This is a genomic window from Streptomyces sp. NPDC059832 (genome assembly GCF_042731715.1).
Taxonomy (GTDB): domain Bacteria; phylum Actinomycetota; class Actinomycetes; order Streptomycetales; family Streptomycetaceae; genus Streptomyces.
Genome location: NZ_JBHWIY010000002.1, coordinates 164,554 through 179,026, shown reverse-complemented (window position 1 = coordinate 179,026; position 14,473 = coordinate 164,554). Strand labels below are relative to the sequence as shown.

Below are 14,473 nucleotides of genomic sequence, written 5' to 3'. Positions count from 1 at the left end.
TCAACTTCCGGTGCTGCGGTACGCGCGCAGGCCCGAGCGCCAGGCCAGACCGGCGAGCAGCCAGCACAGACCCGCCACCACCGGGGGCAGGAACGCCACCCAGTCCGGCAGCCCCAGCGGGTACTCCCGGCCCAGCACGTACAGCGCGGGCAGCCAGTTCGCGAAGGCCAGCGGCACCACGAACGTCACTCCGCGCACCAGGTCCTTCGCGAAGACCGACGGCGGGTACTGGAGCAGTGTGTTCCCGCCGTACGTGAAGGAGTTCTGCACCTGGGCGGCGTCCTGCGCGACGAACTGGAACGCTCCCCCGGCCACGAACAGCGCCCCGAAGATCGCCGCCCCGCTCAGCAGCATCATCGGCACCATCGCCACCTTCAGCGGCGTCCATCCGATGTCCAGCGTCACCAGCGCGTACCCCAGCACCAACAGCCCCTGGAGCACCCGCCCCAGCCTGCGCAACGCGAACCGGTCCGCCGCCACCTGGGCGAGCACCGGGGCCGGCCGTACCAGCAGGGTGTCCAGCGTGCCGTCACGCACCCGCCGGCCCAGCCGGTCCATCGAGCCCAGCACCAGGTCGGCGAGGCCGAACGCGGTGCCCGACACCCCGTACAGCAGAGCGATCTCGGGCAGTGTGTAACCGCCCAACTCGTCCACGTGCGAGAACATCAGCAGGATCGTGACGAAGTCGAAGGCGGTCGCCGCGAAGTTCCCGAACGCCGTCATGGCGAACGAGGCTCGGTACGCCATCGTCGAGCGCAGCCACATCATCACGATCAGCCCGTACGCCCGCACCCCCTCGACGAGCCTCGACCGTTCGGCGAACACCGCCTCGGGCCAGTCCGCGGGCCGGCCACCGGGCGCCTCCGCCGCCCCGGCCACCTCCACCGCACCGGTCGTGTCAGCCACCCTGGACCACCACCCTCCTCGTCGCCACCGACTGCACCATCCGCCCCACCAGCAGCAGCGCCAGCGCCCAGCCCGCCTGGAAGGCGTACGCCCGCACCAGCTCCCACCCCGGGTACTTGCCGAGGAACACATCGGCCGGCACCTGGAGCAACGACGACCACGGCAGCGCCCGCGCGACGTCGCCCAGCACCCCGGGGAACAGCGTCAGCGGGAGCAGCATCCCGGAGAAGAACATCCCGGCCAGCCAGGCCATCTGTGCCGTCCCCGCCCCGTCCAGCAACCAGAACGCGGAGAGCGCCACCAGATAGCGGATCGCGAAACTCACCACGACGCCGAGCGCCACCGAGCCGAGGAAGGCCACCCACACCCCCGGCGACGACGGCAGCGCCAGATCGAAGGCGAGCGATCCCACCATCATCGGCACGATGCCGCGCCCCAGCAGATGGAACGCGGCACGGCCCAGATCGCCCGCGAGCCACCACAGTTGGAGATCCGCGGGCCGGTAGAGATCGACCGCGATGTCGCCGGTGCGGATCCGCTCGATCAGCTCGTCCTCGAAGCCGCCGCCCATCATGGAACAGGTCATCAGCAGCGCCTGCCCCAGCCAGACGTAGCTGAGCGCCTGGGACATGTCGTAGCCGCCGAGCTGCGGGCGCTCGTCCCACAACGCCACATAGGTGTACGCCAGGATGAACCCGAAGACGGTATTGGTGAACACCCCCGCCGCCGTGGCGGTCCGGTAGGTGGCATAGCGCCGGAACCCTCCCGCCGCCACCACCGCGTACAGCCGCACCGTATGCCCCCCTCGCCGGGTGCCCAACGGCTTTGGACACCAAAGCGCAAGACCTTAGTTCAACGGGGACGGCCGCCGCGACCGCTTTTCGGGGGCCGATTCGGGGTCGATCCGGTGCTTATTCCGCAGAAAAGGGCACTATGGGGGAACTGACCGCGGCCGAGGAGTCTGCACGGACATGAGCGACGAGCCACAGCAGCCGAGCGGGGAACACGAACCCCGGGGCTGGGCCCCGAGGGACCCTGCTGCCCCCGGCGCCGCCGGGGCGCCCGGCGGTACGGGCGGCGAGGACGGGGCGTCCGGCGGTACGGGCGACGGGAGCGGCAGGGCGAAGAAGCCCAAGCGCCCCAAGCGCACCGGATGGCGCCGCGCCGTCCCCACCTGGCGGATGGTCCTCGGCGCCGTCCTCCTCGTCGCCGCGCTCCTGATCGGCGGCTTCATCGCCGGATACGAGCTCGTCGACATCCCGGCCGCCAACACCAGCGCCACCGCACAGTCCAACGTCTACCTCTACAAGGACGGCAGCGTCCTCGCCCGCTCCGGCGAGGTCAACCGGGAGAACGTCAAGCTGGCCCAGGTGCCGCTCACCGTCCAGCACGCCGTCCTCGCCGCGGAGGACCGCGACTTCTACTCCGAACGGGCCGTCGACCTCAAGGCCATGGCCCGTGCCGCCTTCAACACGCTCACCGGCAAGGGCAAACAGGGCGGCTCGACGATCACCCAGCAGTACGTCAAGAACTACTACCTCGGCCAGGAACAGACCGTCATCCGCAAGATCAAGGAGTTCTTCATCGCGGTCAAGCTCAACCGCGAGGATTCCAAGGACCAGATCTTCGAGGGCTACCTCAACACCAGCTACTTCGGCCGCAACGCCTACGGCATCCAGGCCGCCGCCCAGGCCTACTACTCCAAGGACATCGGCGACATCACCACCGCCGAGGGCGCCTACCTCGCCTCCCTGCTCAACGCCCCCAGCGCGTACGACGTCGTCGTCCATCCCGAGAACAAGGCCGCGGCCCTCGGACGCTGGAACTACGTGCTCGACGGCATGGTCAAGGAGAAGTGGCTCGGCGCCGGCGAACGCGCCGCGATGAAATTCCCCGTACCCGGCAAGGTCAGGCCGTCCACCGGGCTCTCCGGACAGCGCGGCTACCTCGTCCAGGCCATCGAGGACTACCTCACCGGCAACGACGTCATCGACGAGAACACCCTCGCCACCGGCGGCTACCGGATCACCACCACCCTGGAGAAGAAGAAGCAGGACGCGCTCGTCAAGGCCGTCGACGACAACGTCATGTCCCAGACCAGCCCCGACCGCCCGGCCGACCGCAACGTCCGCGTCGGCGGCGCCTCCATCGACCCCGGCACCGGCCGGGTCGTCGCCATGTACGGCGGCATCGACTACACCAAGCAGTACGTGAACAACGCGACCCGCCGCGACTACCAGGTCGGCTCCACCTTCAAGCCCTTCGTCTTCACCTCCGCCGTGGCCAACGGCTCCACCACCCAGGACGGCCTGCTCATCACCCCCAACACCATCTACGACGGCACCAACAAACGCATGGTCCAGGGCCCCCACGGACCCACCGGATACGCCCCCGCCAACGAGGACGACATCGACTACGGGCCCATCACCGTCTCCACCGCCACCGACAAGTCCGTCAACGCCGTCTACGCCCAGATGGCCGAGGAAGTCGGCCCGGACAAGGTCAAGCAGACCGCCATCGACCTCGGCCTTCCGAAGAACACCCCCGACCTCACCGCCACCCCGTCCATCGCACTCGGCGTCTCCACCGCCAGCGTCCTGGACATGACCGAGGCGTACGCCACCCTCGCCAACCACGGCCGGCACCGCGCGTACACCCTCGTCGACCGGATCAGCAAGAACGGCGAGGACCTCACACTCCCCGACACCGGCCACACCCAACAGGCGGTCAGCCGCGAAGCCGCCGACACCACGACCTCGATCCTCCAGAGCGTCGTCGAGGGCGGCACCGGCACCGCCGCCCAGGGCGCGGGACGCCCCGCCGCGGGCAAGACCGGCACCGCCGAGGAGGACAGGGCCGCCTGGTTCGCCGGCTACACCCCCGACCTCACCACCGTCATCGCCGTCATGGGCCAGGACCCCGAGACCGGCGTACAGAAACCGCTGTACGGAGCACTCGGGCTCGCCCGCATCAACGGCGGCGGCGCACCCGCCCAGACCTGGGCCCAGTACACCGAGGCCGCCCTGCGCTCCACCACGGCCACGGACTTCGACCTCCAACTCGAAAGCGGCGCCGAGGAACCCGCCCCGCCCACCGACGAGGAATCCAGCCCCCGGAACACCGGAACGCCCTCCGAAACCACCTCCAGCACCCCGCCCAGCAGCCCCGGAAGCACCCCGCCCGGCAGCCCGTCGACCCCCACGAGCAGCGCACCGGCCACCGGCGGCACGGAGACCGGCAGCCCGGCCGGCGGCACGCCGGAGCACGGCGGCGCGCAGAACGGCGGCGGTGACAACGGCGACCCCCGCGGCAGTGACAACGGCGCGGGCACGGGCGGGAACGACATCGGCGGGGACGACAACGCGCTCCTCCCCGGCACCCGGGGCACCCCGGCCCCGCGTCAGTGACCGGAGGTCGCCTTCAGCCCGACGACGGCGACCAGCAGCAGACAGACGAAGAAGATCCGGGCGGCGGTCACCGGCTCGTTCAGCACCACCATGCCCAGAATCGCCGCACCGGCCGCACCGATACCGACCCACACGCCGTACGCCGTACCGATCGGCAGCGTCCTGGCCGCATGGGACAGCATCACCATGCTCGCCACGATCCCGAGGCCGGTGAACACACTCGGCCACAACCGGGTGAACCCCTCGGTGTACTTCATCCCGATCGACCAGGCCACTTCCAGCAGACCGGCGACAACGAGCAGAACCCAGGCCATGACGGCACCTCCGACGACACAGAACACGCGAACAACACGGGTGCGTCGTCTTTTCGAAGCCCGGTACGGCGCGTCTCGTCGGGGTCCCCCCACCGTAGCAAAGAACATGCAAAAGGCCTGGTGACACCGGTCACCAGGCCCCACTCACCACTGCTGCCGTCTACAGATACAGCCCGGTCGAATCCACCGACCCCTCGAACCGGTCCGCCGCCACCGCATGCAGGTCGCGCTCGCGCATCAGCACGTACGCCACACCGCGCACCTCGACCTCCGCACGGTCCTCGGGGTCGTACAGCACCCGGTCGCCCGGCTCCACCGTCCGCACGTTCTGACCCACCGCGACCACCACGGCCCAGGCCAGCCGGCGGCCGACCGCGGCCGTCGCCGGAATCAGGATCCCGCCACCGGAACGCCGCTCGCCCTCGGGCGTATCGGACCGGACCAGCACGCGGTCGTGCAGCATGCGGATGGGCAGTTTGTCGTCGGTGTTCTCGCTCACGCCCCGCAACCTACCTGCCCGCCGCGGCCACGCACCCCTCCGGGGTGCACGGGGCGCGGCATCAGCTCTTCCGGCGCCGCTTCGACGCCACGACCAGACCCACGACACCCACCGCGAGCAGCGCCGCCGGAATCACCCGCTCCAGCCGCGGGGCCCCGTCCTCGGACACGAACTGCGCCCTCACGTCCGACACCGCCCGGTTCACCGCGACGAACGCCCGCCCGGCCGTCCGGTCCACGGCCTCGACAGCCTTGGCCTTCACATCACCCATGATCGTATCCGGGTGCACCCGCACCCCGATCTCATCGAGCACCACCGCAAGCTGCTCGCGCCTGCTGATGATGTCCGCCTCGATCTGCGCAGGGGTCCTGGCATCCGACACTGCGCCGCCTCCGTGGTCCTCGTCCGGTAAACCTTCATCGCCAGTCTGTCAGCTCGACAGCCCGCGCACCCGGCGGCACCCCTATTACGCTCGGTCCCGTACACCCCACGTGCCACCTGAGGAGAACCATGAGCGAGCGACTCCAGCCCGGCGACACCGCCCCCGCCTTCACCCTCCCCGACGCCGACGGCAACGAGATCTCGCTCGCCGACCACAAGGGCCGCAAGGTCATCGTCTACTTCTACCCGGCCGCCCTCACCCCCGGCTGCACCAAGCAGGCCTGCGACTTCACCGACAACCTGGAGCTGCTCGCCGGTGCCGGATACGACGTCATCGGCGTCTCCCCCGACAAGCCCGAGAAGCTCGCCAAGTTCCGCGAGCAGGAGAACCTCAAGGTCACCCTGGTCGGCGACCCGTCCAAGGAGACCCTTGAGGCGTACGGCGCCTTCGGCGAGAAGAAGCTCTACGGCAAAACGGTGACGGGCGTCATCCGCTCCACGATCGTCGTGGACGAGGCGGGCAAGGTCGAGCGCGCCCTCTACAACGTCAAGGCCACCGGCCACGTCGCCAAGATCATCAAGGACCTCGGCATCTGACCCGCCCGTCACCCGGCCCCCCGGAATGCCCTGTGCCGCTTCGGTCTCGACCGAAGCGGCACAGGGCATTCCGCATCTTGTCGGATATCGGACGTGACACTCCGATAAATGGCTCGTTGATCCGTACGAGGCCACGAACGCGCGGCCGGATACGGAGGGGAACGTGCCAGTGAACCCGAACGCGCGAGGGCGCCATGTCTGAGGTATACGAACGGGGAAGGCTCGCCACCGCCGTCGCCGAGTCGGAGAACTGGACAGACCTGATGCGCAGGCTGGGGCTCAAGAAGAGTGGCGGCCAGCGGCGCGTGCTTCAAGAGAAGGTGGCCGGGCACGGTCTGGACACCGCCCACTTCAAGCAGCGCAGCCCTTGGCGAAGGTATCCGGACGCGGCCATTGCGGCCGCAGTCGCATCCTCCTCGTCGCTGCGCGAGGTCGCCACGAAGCTCGACGCACCACCGGCGAGCGGAACGCTCTCCCACATAAGCCGCCGCATCGCAGCGGCCGGGATCGACGTCAGCCACTTTCCCGGCATGAATCGTCCACAAATGGACCTGTTGTTCACCCTTGAGGAGCTACGAGCGGCCGTTGCCTCCGCCGAGAGCATTCGCGGAACGGCACGAATCCTCGGAGTGCGTGACGACAGCCGAGCGCGCTCCGCGCTGGCCGGCACGCTGCGCAGAAAGGGGATCGACACGTCCCACTTCCGTAACGCGCGCCTCTCGATCCCGGAAGAACCTTTGCGGGAAGCCGTTCCGCGGGCCACCAGCTACGCAGACGTCATGCGCGCACTCGACCTTGAGGTCAACGACACGAACCACCGCCGCGTGCGGCGCAAAATCCTTCAACTGAGGCTCAACACAAGCCACTTCGCGCGCCGCTCTTGGAGCTCGACTCAGATGCGCGAGCCTGCAGCGATCGCACCGACAACCCTGATCGTCAGGCCTCAAGGGGCGACCCGCACGAATCGAGAAAGACTGCACCGCGCCCTTCGAGAGATCGGTGTCGCGTATCGCTGTGAGACATGCGGCAACCCGGGCGAATGGCTGGGGCAGCCCTGCACGCTCCAGATCGACCACATCAACGGTGACTGGCTCGACAACCGGGCTGAGAACCTTCGCTACCTCTGCCCCAACTGTCATGCGCTGACAGACACGTGGTGCCGCAACCGGCGTCCTCGAAGCAGGACGACAACCTGACCCGTACGCGACGTACCGTGCGGGTCGTCCTCCCGCTAGCATGGCTGATGACCAGCGGCCGTGTCGTAATTTGGTAGCCGAGCTGGGTTTAGGTCCCAGTGGGAGAAATCCCGTGTGGGTTCGAGTCCCACCGGCCGCACACGTCAATGGGCCGCCCGCGACCGGGCGGCCCATTGGTATGTCTCACCCCACCAGCTCCCGCACCACCGGCACCAGTGCCCGGAACGCCTTGCCCCGGTGGCTGATCGCGTTCTTCTCCGCCGGGGTCAGTTCCGCGCAGGTGCGGGTGTCGCCCTCGGGCTGGAGGATCGGGTCGTAGCCGAAGCCGTTCGTGCCGGACGGGGTGTGGCGCAGGGTGCCCGTCAGGCGGCCCTCGACCACGCGTTCCGTGCCGTCGGGGAGGGCGAGGGCGGCGGCGCAGGCGAAGTGGGCGCCGCGGTGGGGCGCGTCGATGTCGGAGAGCTGGGCCAGGAGCAGGTCCAGGTTGGCCCTGTCGTCGCCGTGGGTGCCGGCCCAGCGGGCGGAGAAGATGCCGGGGGCGCCGCCGAGCACGTCCACGCAGAGACCGGAGTCGTCGGCGACGGCGGGGAGGCCGATGGCCTTGGCGAGGGCGTGGGCCTTGAGCAGGGCGTTCTCGGCGAAGGTGACGCCGGTTTCCTTGACGTCGGGGACGTGGGGGTACGCGTCCGCGCCGACGAGCTCATGGGTGAGGCCGGCGTCGGCGAGGATCGCGTGGAGTTCGGTGATCTTCCCGGCATTGCGGGTGGCGAGGATGAGGCGGGTCATGTCACCCAGTATCGGGGGTGGTCAGGGCGTGCAGACCTTGCCGATTTCCGCGGCGGCGTCGGTGACCGGGGTGATGTCGGGGGTGGCGTCGCCCTTGTCGATGGAGTCGCGGACGTTGCCGACGCCCTTCTGGAGGTCGTCGACGGCCTTGCCGAGGTCGGCGTTGTCGGTCTTGTCGCCGAGGTCGCCGAGGTCCTTCTCGATCTCGTCGAGGGCTTCGGAGGCCTGTGTGGGGTCGCTGGTGGCGTTGGAGACCGCCTGCTGGAGGTTGTCGACGCTGGTGGCGATGGCGTCGGCGGTGCGGACGCAGTCCAGCGCCTTGTCGACGGCGCCGCAGCCGGACGCGGCGGTGAGGGCGAGGGTGGTCAGGGTCAGCGCGACGGTGATGCGGCGATGGCGGGCGGCTGTGGCCATGGTGCGGTTCCTCCCCGGATGCGGATACGCGGACGGGCGCACGGTTCGACCCGTGCGCCCGTGTTCGTAACGACGCGCTGTGGTGCGTACTTGGTTGCTTCTTTACTCGCCGAGGGTGTGGGCGAGGGCCTCGTGCTGGATCGCGGTCAGGTCCGCGCAGCCGGCCGTGGCGAGGTCGAGGAGGGCGCCCAGTTCCTTACGGTCGAAGGGGGTGGCCTCGGCGGTGCCCTGGACCTCGACGAAGCGGCCGTCGCCGGTGCAGACGACGTTCATGTCGGTCTCGGCGCGGACGTCCTCCTCGTAGCAGAGGTCGAGGAGGGGGGTGCCGTCGACGATGCCGACGCTGATCGCGGAGACGGTGTCGGTCAGCGGCTTGCGGCCGTGCTTGACGATCTTCTTGTGCTGGGCCCAGGTGACGGCGTCGGCGAGGGCGACGTAGGCGCCGGTGATGGCGGCGGTGCGGGTGCCGCCGTCGGCCTGGAGGACGTCGCAGTCGAGGACGATGGTGTTCTCGCCGAGCGCCTTGTAGTCGACGACCGCGCGCAGGGAGCGGCCGATGAGGCGGCTGATCTCGTGGGTGCGGCCGCCGATCTTGCCGCGGACGGATTCGCGGTCGCCGCGGGTGTTGGTGGAGCGGGGCAGCATGGAGTATTCGGCGGTGACCCAGCCCTCGCCGCTGCCCTTGCGCCAGCGCGGGACGCCTTCGGTGACGGAGGCGGTGCAGAAGACCTTGGTGTCGCCGAAGGAGATGAGTACGGAGCCTTCGGCGTGCTTGCTCCATCCGCGTTCGATGGTGACGGGGCGGAGCTGTTCGGGGGTGCGGCCGTCGATACGAGACATGGCGTCGACTTTATCGGGTGCGGGCGTGGCGTCCGTTCGGGTGCGGGGCGGTCCCGGTCCGCCGCCGTCCGGGTGCGGCACAGGCCCCGTCCGGGTGGGCGGGGCCTGTACGGTGCCGAGCGGCCGGCTCAGCGAGGGGTCCGGCGGCCGGTCACATCATGTCTTCGATGTCGGCGGCGATGGGGTCGGCGTCGGTGCCGATGACGACCTGGATCGCGGTGCCCATCTTCACGACGCCGTGGGCTCCGGCGGCCTTGAGCGCGGCTTCGTCGACCTTGCTCGGGTCGTGGACCTCGGTGCGGAGGCGGGTGATGCAGCCTTCGATCTCGTCGATGTTCTCGATACCGCCGAGCCCGGCGACGATCTTCTCAGCCTTGCTGGCCATGGCCTTCTCCCTGGTTCTTCACATGCGTGCGACGGCCCACCCTGGGTCCGTTTCGTCACCGTAACGCACGTTTGGCCCAGCTTCGCGAGCGGGTGGCCGGACCGTCCCCAATGATGACGATCACCGGTGCCCTGTCTTCCAGGCGGGTTACGCACCGTACCTCAACTGGTCTACACCAGTCTGCAACGACCGCCGAACGCACCGTGTTCCGGGAGGATGCCGATGAGCTCTAGCAGCGCCGCAGTGCCACAGAAGACGTGGTGGAACGGCCTCTTCCAAGGCCTCCAGAAGATGGGCCGCAGCCTCCAGCTCCCGATCGCCGTGCTGCCGGCGGCCGGCATTCTCAACCGGTTGGGCCAGCCGGACGTATTCGGCGACGAGGGCCTGGGCTGGAACAACATCGCCAAGGTGTTCGCGGCCGCGGGCGGCGCGCTGCTCGACTCGGGCCTCGGCCTTCCACTGCTGTTCTGCATCGGTGTCGCGATCGGCATGGCGAAGAAGTCGGACGGCTCGACCGCGCTCGCCGCGGTGGCCGGCTTCCTCGTCTATTACGCGGTGCTGCACGCCTTCCCGGTGGACTGCGCCCCGGGTTCGACGTTCACCTCGGGCGGCACCTGGTTCGGCACCTGCGTGACCGGCGACGCCAAGGTCACGGCCGCCGAGTACCAGAACCCCGGCGTGTTCGGCGGCATCATGATGGGCCTGCTGTCCGCCTGGTTCTGGCAGCGGTACCACCGGGTCAAGCTGGTGGACTGGCTGGGCTTCTTCAACGGCCGCCGGCTCGTCCCGATCATCATGGCCTTCATCGGGCTGCTCTTCGCGGGCCTGTGCGCCTGGCTGTGGCAGCCGATCGGTGACGGCCTGACCAGCTTCTCCAAGTGGCTGGTGGACCTGGACTGGGTGGGCTCCGGCATCTTCGGTCTCGCCAACCGCGCGTTGCTGGTCATCGGCCTCCACCAGTTCCTGAACACGTTCGTCTGGTTCCAGTTCGGCGACTTCACCAAGCCGGACGGCACGGTCGTGCACGGTGACATCAACCGCTTCCTGGCGGGCGACCCGACGGCCGGCCAGTTCACCTCGGGCTTCTTCCCGATCATGATGTTCGCCCTCCCCGCGGCGGCGCTGGCGATCTACCACTGCGCCAAGCCGCACCGCCGCAAGGCGGTCGGCGGCATGATGCTCTCGGTCGGTCTGACGTCGTTCGTGACGGGCATCACCGAGCCGATCGAGTACTCGTTCCTCTTCGTCGCACCACTGCTGTACGGCATCCACGCGGTGCTCACCGGTGTCTCGATGGCGGTGACATGGGCACTCGGGGTCAAGGACGGCTTCAGCTTCTCGGCGGGTCTGATCGACTACGTCATCAACTGGAGCCTGGCGACCAAACCCTGGCTGATCATTCCGATCGGCCTGGTGTTCGCCGCCGTGTACTACGTGATCTTCCGGTTCGCGATCACCAAATTCAATCTCCAGACGCCGGGCCGCGAGCCCGACGAACTGGAGGAGGAGATCGAGAGGAACCTCACGAAATAGCACGTCGGACGGGTATTCGGCCCGTCCTGAGCAGTCCCTCGAAGGCCCTCGGACCCACCTGGTCCGGGGGTTTTCGACATGTCACCGAGCGTGGGTGATAGCTCATGCGAAGTAGTCGGAATGTACAGGTTCCTTATCTGTAGCTCACCGTGCTAAAACTGGTCTACACCACTGAGTGGTCCAGACCACGTGGCGCTCTGCCGCGTTTCTCGAGTCGCCGCCTCCCCCCTCAACGACCTGGGCGGCGCCTTGCCCCATGGAGGAAGTTGATGTCCACGGCAGACACCGCACCCGCGGTCACCAAGAAGAAGGGTGCCGGCGTGATGTCGGTCATGCAGCGCATCGGCCGCAGCCTCATGCTGCCGGTCGCGGTGCTGCCGGCGGCCGCGCTCCTGGTGCGTCTCGGCAACGACGACATGCTCGGCAGGGCCTCGTTCCCGGACTTCGTCACCAAGATCGCGAGCTTCATGGCCGCGGGTGGCAACGCGATCCTCGACAACATGGCGCTGCTGTTCGCCGTCGGCATCGCGATCGGCTTCGCCAAGAAGTCGGACGGTTCGACCGCGCTCGCGGCCGTCACCGGCTACCTGGTCTTCCAGAAGGTGCTCGCCACCTTCACCGACAGCAACCTTCCGCAGGTCGCGACGGTGGTCGACGGCAAGATAGTCATGACGGACGCCCCCGTGGACGCCAAGGTCCTCGGCGGTGTGGTGATGGGCATCGTCGTCGCGCTGCTCTACCAGAAGTTCTACCGGACGAAGCTGCCCGCCTGGGCGGGCTTCTTCGGCGGCCGCCGCCTGGTCCCGATCCTCTCCGCCTTCGCGGGTCTGGTCATCGGCGTCGTCTTCGGTTACATCTGGCCGGTGCTCGGCACCGGGCTGCACAACTTCGGCGAGTGGCTGGTGGGTTCCGGCGCGGTCGGCGCGGGCATCTTCGGTGTCGCCAACCGTGCGCTGATCCCCGTCGGCATGCACCACCTGCTGAACTCGTTCCCGTGGTTCCAGGCCGGTGAGTACCACGGCAAGAGCGGCGACATCAACCGCTTCCTGGCCGGTGACCCGACGGCCGGACAGTTCATGACCGGCTTCTTCCCGATCATGATGTTCGCCCTCCCGGCCGCCTGCCTCGCGATCGTGCACTGCGCCCGTCCGGAGCGCCGCAAGGTCGTCGGCGGCATGATGTTCTCGCTCGCGCTCACCGCGTTCGTGACCGGTGTCACCGAGCCGATCGAGTTCACGTTCATGTTCATCGCCCCGGTGCTGTACGCGATCCACGCGGTGCTCACCGGTGTCTCCATGGCCCTCACCTGGGGGCTCGGTATGAAGGACGGCTTCGGCTTCTCCGCGGGTGCCGTCGACTTCTTCCTGAACCTCGGCATCGCGAGCAAACCGTGGTTGCTGGTGCTGGTCGGCCTCTGCTTCGCGGTGGTCTACTACGCGGTCTTCCGCTTCGCGATCACCAAGTTCAACCTGCCCACTCCGGGCCGTGAGTCCGACGAGGAGCTCGCCGAGCTCCTCAAGGCCGAGGCGAAGTAGCCCCCGCCCACCGCACGGCGAAGCCCTCATCTCCCACGGCGGGAGGTGAGGGCTTCGCCGTGCGGCCGAAAGACCCTAGATCTCGTACACCGCTCCCGGCACCGCCACCTCCGCCGGTCCATGGAAGACCGTGCGGGCGTCGGCCAGGTTGCGGTCGGCGTCGGTCCACGGCGGGATGTGGGTCAGGACGAGGCGCCCCACTCCGGCGCGGGCGGCGGTCTCGCCCGCCTCGCGGCCGTTGAGGTGGAGGTCCGGGATGTCCTCCTTGCCATGGATGAACGACGCTTCGCACAGGAACAGGTCGACGCCCTCGGCGAGTTCGTCCAGGGCGTCGCAGATCCCCGTGTCGCCGGAGTACGCCAGCGAGCGGCCGCCGTGCTCGATCCGGATCGCGAAGGTCTCGACGGGGTGGCAGACCTTCTCCGTACGGACCGAGAAGGGGCCGATCTCGAACGATCCCGGCTTCAGCGTGTGGAAGTCGAAGACCTCGCTCATCGCGTGCTCGGACGGTGTGTCGGCGTGGGCGGTGGTCAGCCGCTGCTCGGTGCCGTCGGGCCCGTAGACCGGGAGGGGGGCGGGGCGGCCCCCGTCGTGCCGGTAGTAGCGGACGACGAAGTACGCGCACATGTCGATGCAGTGATCGGCATGGAGGTGGCTGAGGAAGATGGCGTCGAGGTCGTAGAGACCGACATGGCGCTGCAGCTCGCCGAGGGCGCCATTGCCCATGTCGAGGAGCAGCCTGAAGCCGTCGGCCTCTACGAGGTAGCTCGAACACGCTGATCCCGCGGACGGGAACGAGCCGGAGCAGCCGACGACGGTGAGCTTCATGGAGCGTGAACCTCCGAGACGTGGGAACGGGGAGGGTTCGTGCGGTCTGTTGAGCGGTTTGTCGAGCGTAAGGCGCGAAACAGCCGGTCGCTCCTCCACGGCCGTCCGTTGTGGGGGAACTCACCTGCTCTGTCACCGGTTCGATGGAAGCGGTGGTGACGCCGGTACGGTCGGGACATGGACATGTCCTGGTGGTGGATCGCGCTCGTTCTTGTCGTGCTGCTCGCGCTCGTCGCGGCGGTCGCCGATGGGCGGGGGCGGGGCGGGCGCGGGCCTCGTGGGCGTTCCCGCAGGTCGGCGGGTACGGCGGGTACGCGCTCCGGTGGGCGTCCGGGTGGGCGGACCCGCCCGCCGGCGGGGCCCGGACGCGGGCCGGGGCCGGAGCGGAGGCCGCGGCCGGGCGAGATCTGGTGGGCCGAGGTGCCGTACGAGGACGGGCCCGGGGCGAAGGACCGGCCGTGCCTGGTGCTGTCGGTACGGGGTGACTCGGCGCTCGTCGCGAAGATCACCAGCAAGCGTCACGAGGACCGGCCCGGGGTGATCGCGCTGCCCGCGGGGACGGTGGGGGACGCGCAGGGCCGGGCCAGCTTCCTGGAGACGGACGAGCTGCGGGAGGTCGCCGTGCGCGGGTTCCGGCGACGGGTGGGGGTCGTGGACGAGGCGGTGTGGGAGCGGGTGCGGGGGCTCGGATGAGGTGGGGCGGGGTGGGCTCGGGCGTGGGCGGGGTGCGCCCGCGCCCGGGGCCTGGGGGGGGGGGGGGCGGAGGGAAGGGGGGGGGGGGTGATGGCAGAAAGGGTAGAGGAAAGGTGCGGCGGCGGCGGTCTGGTTGGGGGAGGTGAAGGAGCAATCACC

The 14,473-nt window shown here is 69.0% G+C and carries 16 protein-coding genes, 1 tRNA gene and 1 riboswitch; of the genes, 7 read left to right on the top strand and 10 right to left on the bottom strand.

The window, feature by feature from the left end; all coding sequences use genetic code 11:
* On the bottom strand, positions 1 to 879 hold the full coding sequence (locus tag ACFV8T_RS03245) for an ABC transporter permease (protein WP_385324739.1): 879 nt from the start codon (positions 877 to 879) through the stop codon (positions 1 to 3).
* A 19-nt stretch (positions 880 to 898) separates the two neighbouring features.
* Positions 899 to 1,699, bottom strand: coding sequence for an ABC transporter permease (locus ACFV8T_RS03240; RefSeq protein ID WP_385323934.1), 801 nt, complete (start codon positions 1,697 to 1,699; stop codon positions 899 to 901).
* Positions 1,700 to 1,877: 178 nt separating this feature from the next.
* On the opposite strand from ACFV8T_RS03240, the gene ACFV8T_RS03235 reads away from it, so the two are divergent.
* Positions 1,878 to 4,313 (top strand): transglycosylase domain-containing protein, encoded by a 2,436-nt coding sequence (locus tag ACFV8T_RS03235; protein WP_385323933.1) that lies wholly within the window; start codon positions 1,878 to 1,880, stop codon positions 4,311 to 4,313.
* Here the strand turns inward: ACFV8T_RS03235 and ACFV8T_RS03230 are convergent.
* From ACFV8T_RS03230 to ACFV8T_RS03220, 3 genes are all read right to left on the bottom strand, one after another.
* On the bottom strand, positions 4,307 to 4,627 hold the full coding sequence (locus ACFV8T_RS03230) for a multidrug efflux SMR transporter (RefSeq protein WP_329818232.1): 321 nt from the start codon (positions 4,625 to 4,627) through the stop codon (positions 4,307 to 4,309). The genes ACFV8T_RS03235 and ACFV8T_RS03230 overlap by 7 nt on opposite strands.
* A gap of 39 nt (positions 4,628 to 4,666) precedes the next feature.
* Positions 4,667 to 4,737: riboswitch (guanidine-III (ykkC-III) riboswitch) on the bottom strand.
* 50 nt (positions 4,738 to 4,787) lie between these two features.
* Positions 4,788 to 5,126, bottom strand: a complete 339-nt coding sequence (locus tag ACFV8T_RS03225; protein WP_030923137.1) for a co-chaperone GroES — start codon at positions 5,124 to 5,126, stop codon at positions 4,788 to 4,790.
* Between the two features lie 61 nt (positions 5,127 to 5,187).
* Entirely contained in the window at positions 5,188 to 5,508 is a 321-nt protein-coding gene (locus ACFV8T_RS03220) for a DUF3618 domain-containing protein (protein ID WP_385323930.1), read from the bottom strand.
* Between the two features lie 128 nt (positions 5,509 to 5,636).
* On the opposite strand from ACFV8T_RS03220, the gene bcp reads away from it, so the two are divergent.
* The 3 genes from bcp (at position 5,637) to ACFV8T_RS03205 (ending at position 7,439) form a co-directional block, all read left to right on the top strand.
* Positions 5,637 to 6,104: a thioredoxin-dependent thiol peroxidase gene (bcp, locus tag ACFV8T_RS03215; protein ID WP_385323929.1), complete on the top strand. Its 468-nt coding sequence runs from the start codon at positions 5,637 to 5,639 to the stop codon at positions 6,102 to 6,104.
* Positions 6,105 to 6,298: 194 nt separating this feature from the next.
* The gene (locus ACFV8T_RS03210) at positions 6,299 to 7,300 is read left to right on the top strand and encodes an HNH endonuclease (RefSeq protein ID WP_385323926.1); all 1,002 of its coding nucleotides are present in this window, start codon (positions 6,299 to 6,301) and stop codon (positions 7,298 to 7,300) included.
* Between the two features lie 54 nt (positions 7,301 to 7,354).
* A tRNA-Leu gene (locus tag ACFV8T_RS03205) sits at positions 7,355 to 7,439 on the top strand.
* A gap of 44 nt (positions 7,440 to 7,483) precedes the next feature.
* Here ACFV8T_RS03205 and rdgB read toward each other — a convergent pair.
* The 4 genes from rdgB to ACFV8T_RS03185 all read right to left on the bottom strand — a co-directional run bounded on the left by rdgB (position 7,484) and on the right by ACFV8T_RS03185 (position 9,725).
* Positions 7,484 to 8,086 carry an RdgB/HAM1 family non-canonical purine NTP pyrophosphatase gene (rdgB, locus tag ACFV8T_RS03200; RefSeq protein WP_385323924.1) on the bottom strand — a complete coding sequence of 201 codons (603 nt, stop codon included), beginning with the start codon at positions 8,084 to 8,086 and terminating at the stop codon, positions 7,484 to 7,486.
* A gap of 21 nt (positions 8,087 to 8,107) precedes the next feature.
* Positions 8,108 to 8,500, bottom strand: coding sequence for a hypothetical protein (locus ACFV8T_RS03195; protein ID WP_385323921.1), 393 nt, complete (start codon positions 8,498 to 8,500; stop codon positions 8,108 to 8,110).
* Between the two features lie 102 nt (positions 8,501 to 8,602).
* On the bottom strand, positions 8,603 to 9,340 hold the full coding sequence (rph, locus tag ACFV8T_RS03190; protein ID WP_385323918.1) for a ribonuclease PH: 738 nt from the start codon (positions 9,338 to 9,340) through the stop codon (positions 8,603 to 8,605).
* A 151-nt stretch (positions 9,341 to 9,491) separates the two neighbouring features.
* Entirely contained in the window at positions 9,492 to 9,725 is a 234-nt protein-coding gene (locus ACFV8T_RS03185) for a glucose PTS transporter subunit EIIB (RefSeq protein WP_014156020.1), read from the bottom strand.
* A gap of 222 nt (positions 9,726 to 9,947) precedes the next feature.
* Between ACFV8T_RS03185 and ACFV8T_RS03180 the strand changes: the two genes are divergently transcribed.
* Both ACFV8T_RS03180 and ACFV8T_RS03175 read left to right on the top strand, forming a co-directional pair.
* Positions 9,948 to 11,258: a PTS transporter subunit EIIC gene (locus ACFV8T_RS03180; protein WP_385323915.1), complete on the top strand. Its 1,311-nt coding sequence runs from the start codon at positions 9,948 to 9,950 to the stop codon at positions 11,256 to 11,258.
* A 269-nt stretch (positions 11,259 to 11,527) separates the two neighbouring features.
* On the top strand, positions 11,528 to 12,793 hold the full coding sequence (locus ACFV8T_RS03175) for a PTS transporter subunit EIIC (RefSeq protein WP_385323913.1): 1,266 nt from the start codon (positions 11,528 to 11,530) through the stop codon (positions 12,791 to 12,793).
* Positions 12,794 to 12,868: 75 nt separating this feature from the next.
* On the opposite strand, the gene ACFV8T_RS03170 is transcribed toward ACFV8T_RS03175, so the two are convergent.
* Positions 12,869 to 13,621 carry an MBL fold metallo-hydrolase gene (locus ACFV8T_RS03170; protein WP_385323911.1) on the bottom strand — a complete coding sequence of 251 codons (753 nt, stop codon included), beginning with the start codon at positions 13,619 to 13,621 and terminating at the stop codon, positions 12,869 to 12,871.
* Positions 13,622 to 13,798: 177 nt separating this feature from the next.
* On the opposite strand from ACFV8T_RS03170, the gene ACFV8T_RS03165 reads away from it, so the two are divergent.
* On the top strand, positions 13,799 to 14,314 hold the full coding sequence (locus tag ACFV8T_RS03165) for a type II toxin-antitoxin system PemK/MazF family toxin (protein WP_385323908.1): 516 nt from the start codon (positions 13,799 to 13,801) through the stop codon (positions 14,312 to 14,314).
* The last annotated feature ends 159 nt before the right edge of the window (positions 14,315 to 14,473 follow it).

Bases quoted from the DNA above. Each gene is read 5' to 3' on its own strand.
- ACFV8T_RS03170 (WP_385323911.1), bottom strand. From the start codon at position 13,621: ATGAAGCTCACCGTCGTCGGCTGCTCCGGCTCGTTCCCGTCCGCGGGA.
- ACFV8T_RS03195 (WP_385323921.1), bottom strand. From the start codon at position 8,500: ATGGCCACAGCCGCCCGCCATCGCCGCATCACCGTCGCGCTGACCCTG.
- ACFV8T_RS03230 (WP_329818232.1), bottom strand. From the start codon at position 4,627: ATGGCCTGGGTTCTGCTCGTTGTCGCCGGTCTGCTGGAAGTGGCCTGG.
- ACFV8T_RS03165 (WP_385323908.1), top strand. From the start codon at position 13,799: ATGGACATGTCCTGGTGGTGGATCGCGCTCGTTCTTGTCGTGCTGCTC.
- rdgB (WP_385323924.1), bottom strand. From the start codon at position 8,086: ATGACCCGCCTCATCCTCGCCACCCGCAATGCCGGGAAGATCACCGAA.
- ACFV8T_RS03210 (WP_385323926.1), top strand. From the start codon at position 6,299: ATGTCTGAGGTATACGAACGGGGAAGGCTCGCCACCGCCGTCGCCGAG.
- ACFV8T_RS03180 (WP_385323915.1), top strand. From the start codon at position 9,948: ATGAGCTCTAGCAGCGCCGCAGTGCCACAGAAGACGTGGTGGAACGGC.
- ACFV8T_RS03185 (WP_014156020.1), bottom strand. From the start codon at position 9,725: ATGGCCAGCAAGGCTGAGAAGATCGTCGCCGGGCTCGGCGGTATCGAG.
- ACFV8T_RS03175 (WP_385323913.1), top strand. From the start codon at position 11,528: ATGTCCACGGCAGACACCGCACCCGCGGTCACCAAGAAGAAGGGTGCC.
- rph (WP_385323918.1), bottom strand. From the start codon at position 9,340: ATGTCTCGTATCGACGGCCGCACCCCCGAACAGCTCCGCCCCGTCACC.
- bcp (WP_385323929.1), top strand. From the start codon at position 5,637: ATGAGCGAGCGACTCCAGCCCGGCGACACCGCCCCCGCCTTCACCCTC.
- ACFV8T_RS03235 (WP_385323933.1), top strand. From the start codon at position 1,878: ATGAGCGACGAGCCACAGCAGCCGAGCGGGGAACACGAACCCCGGGGC.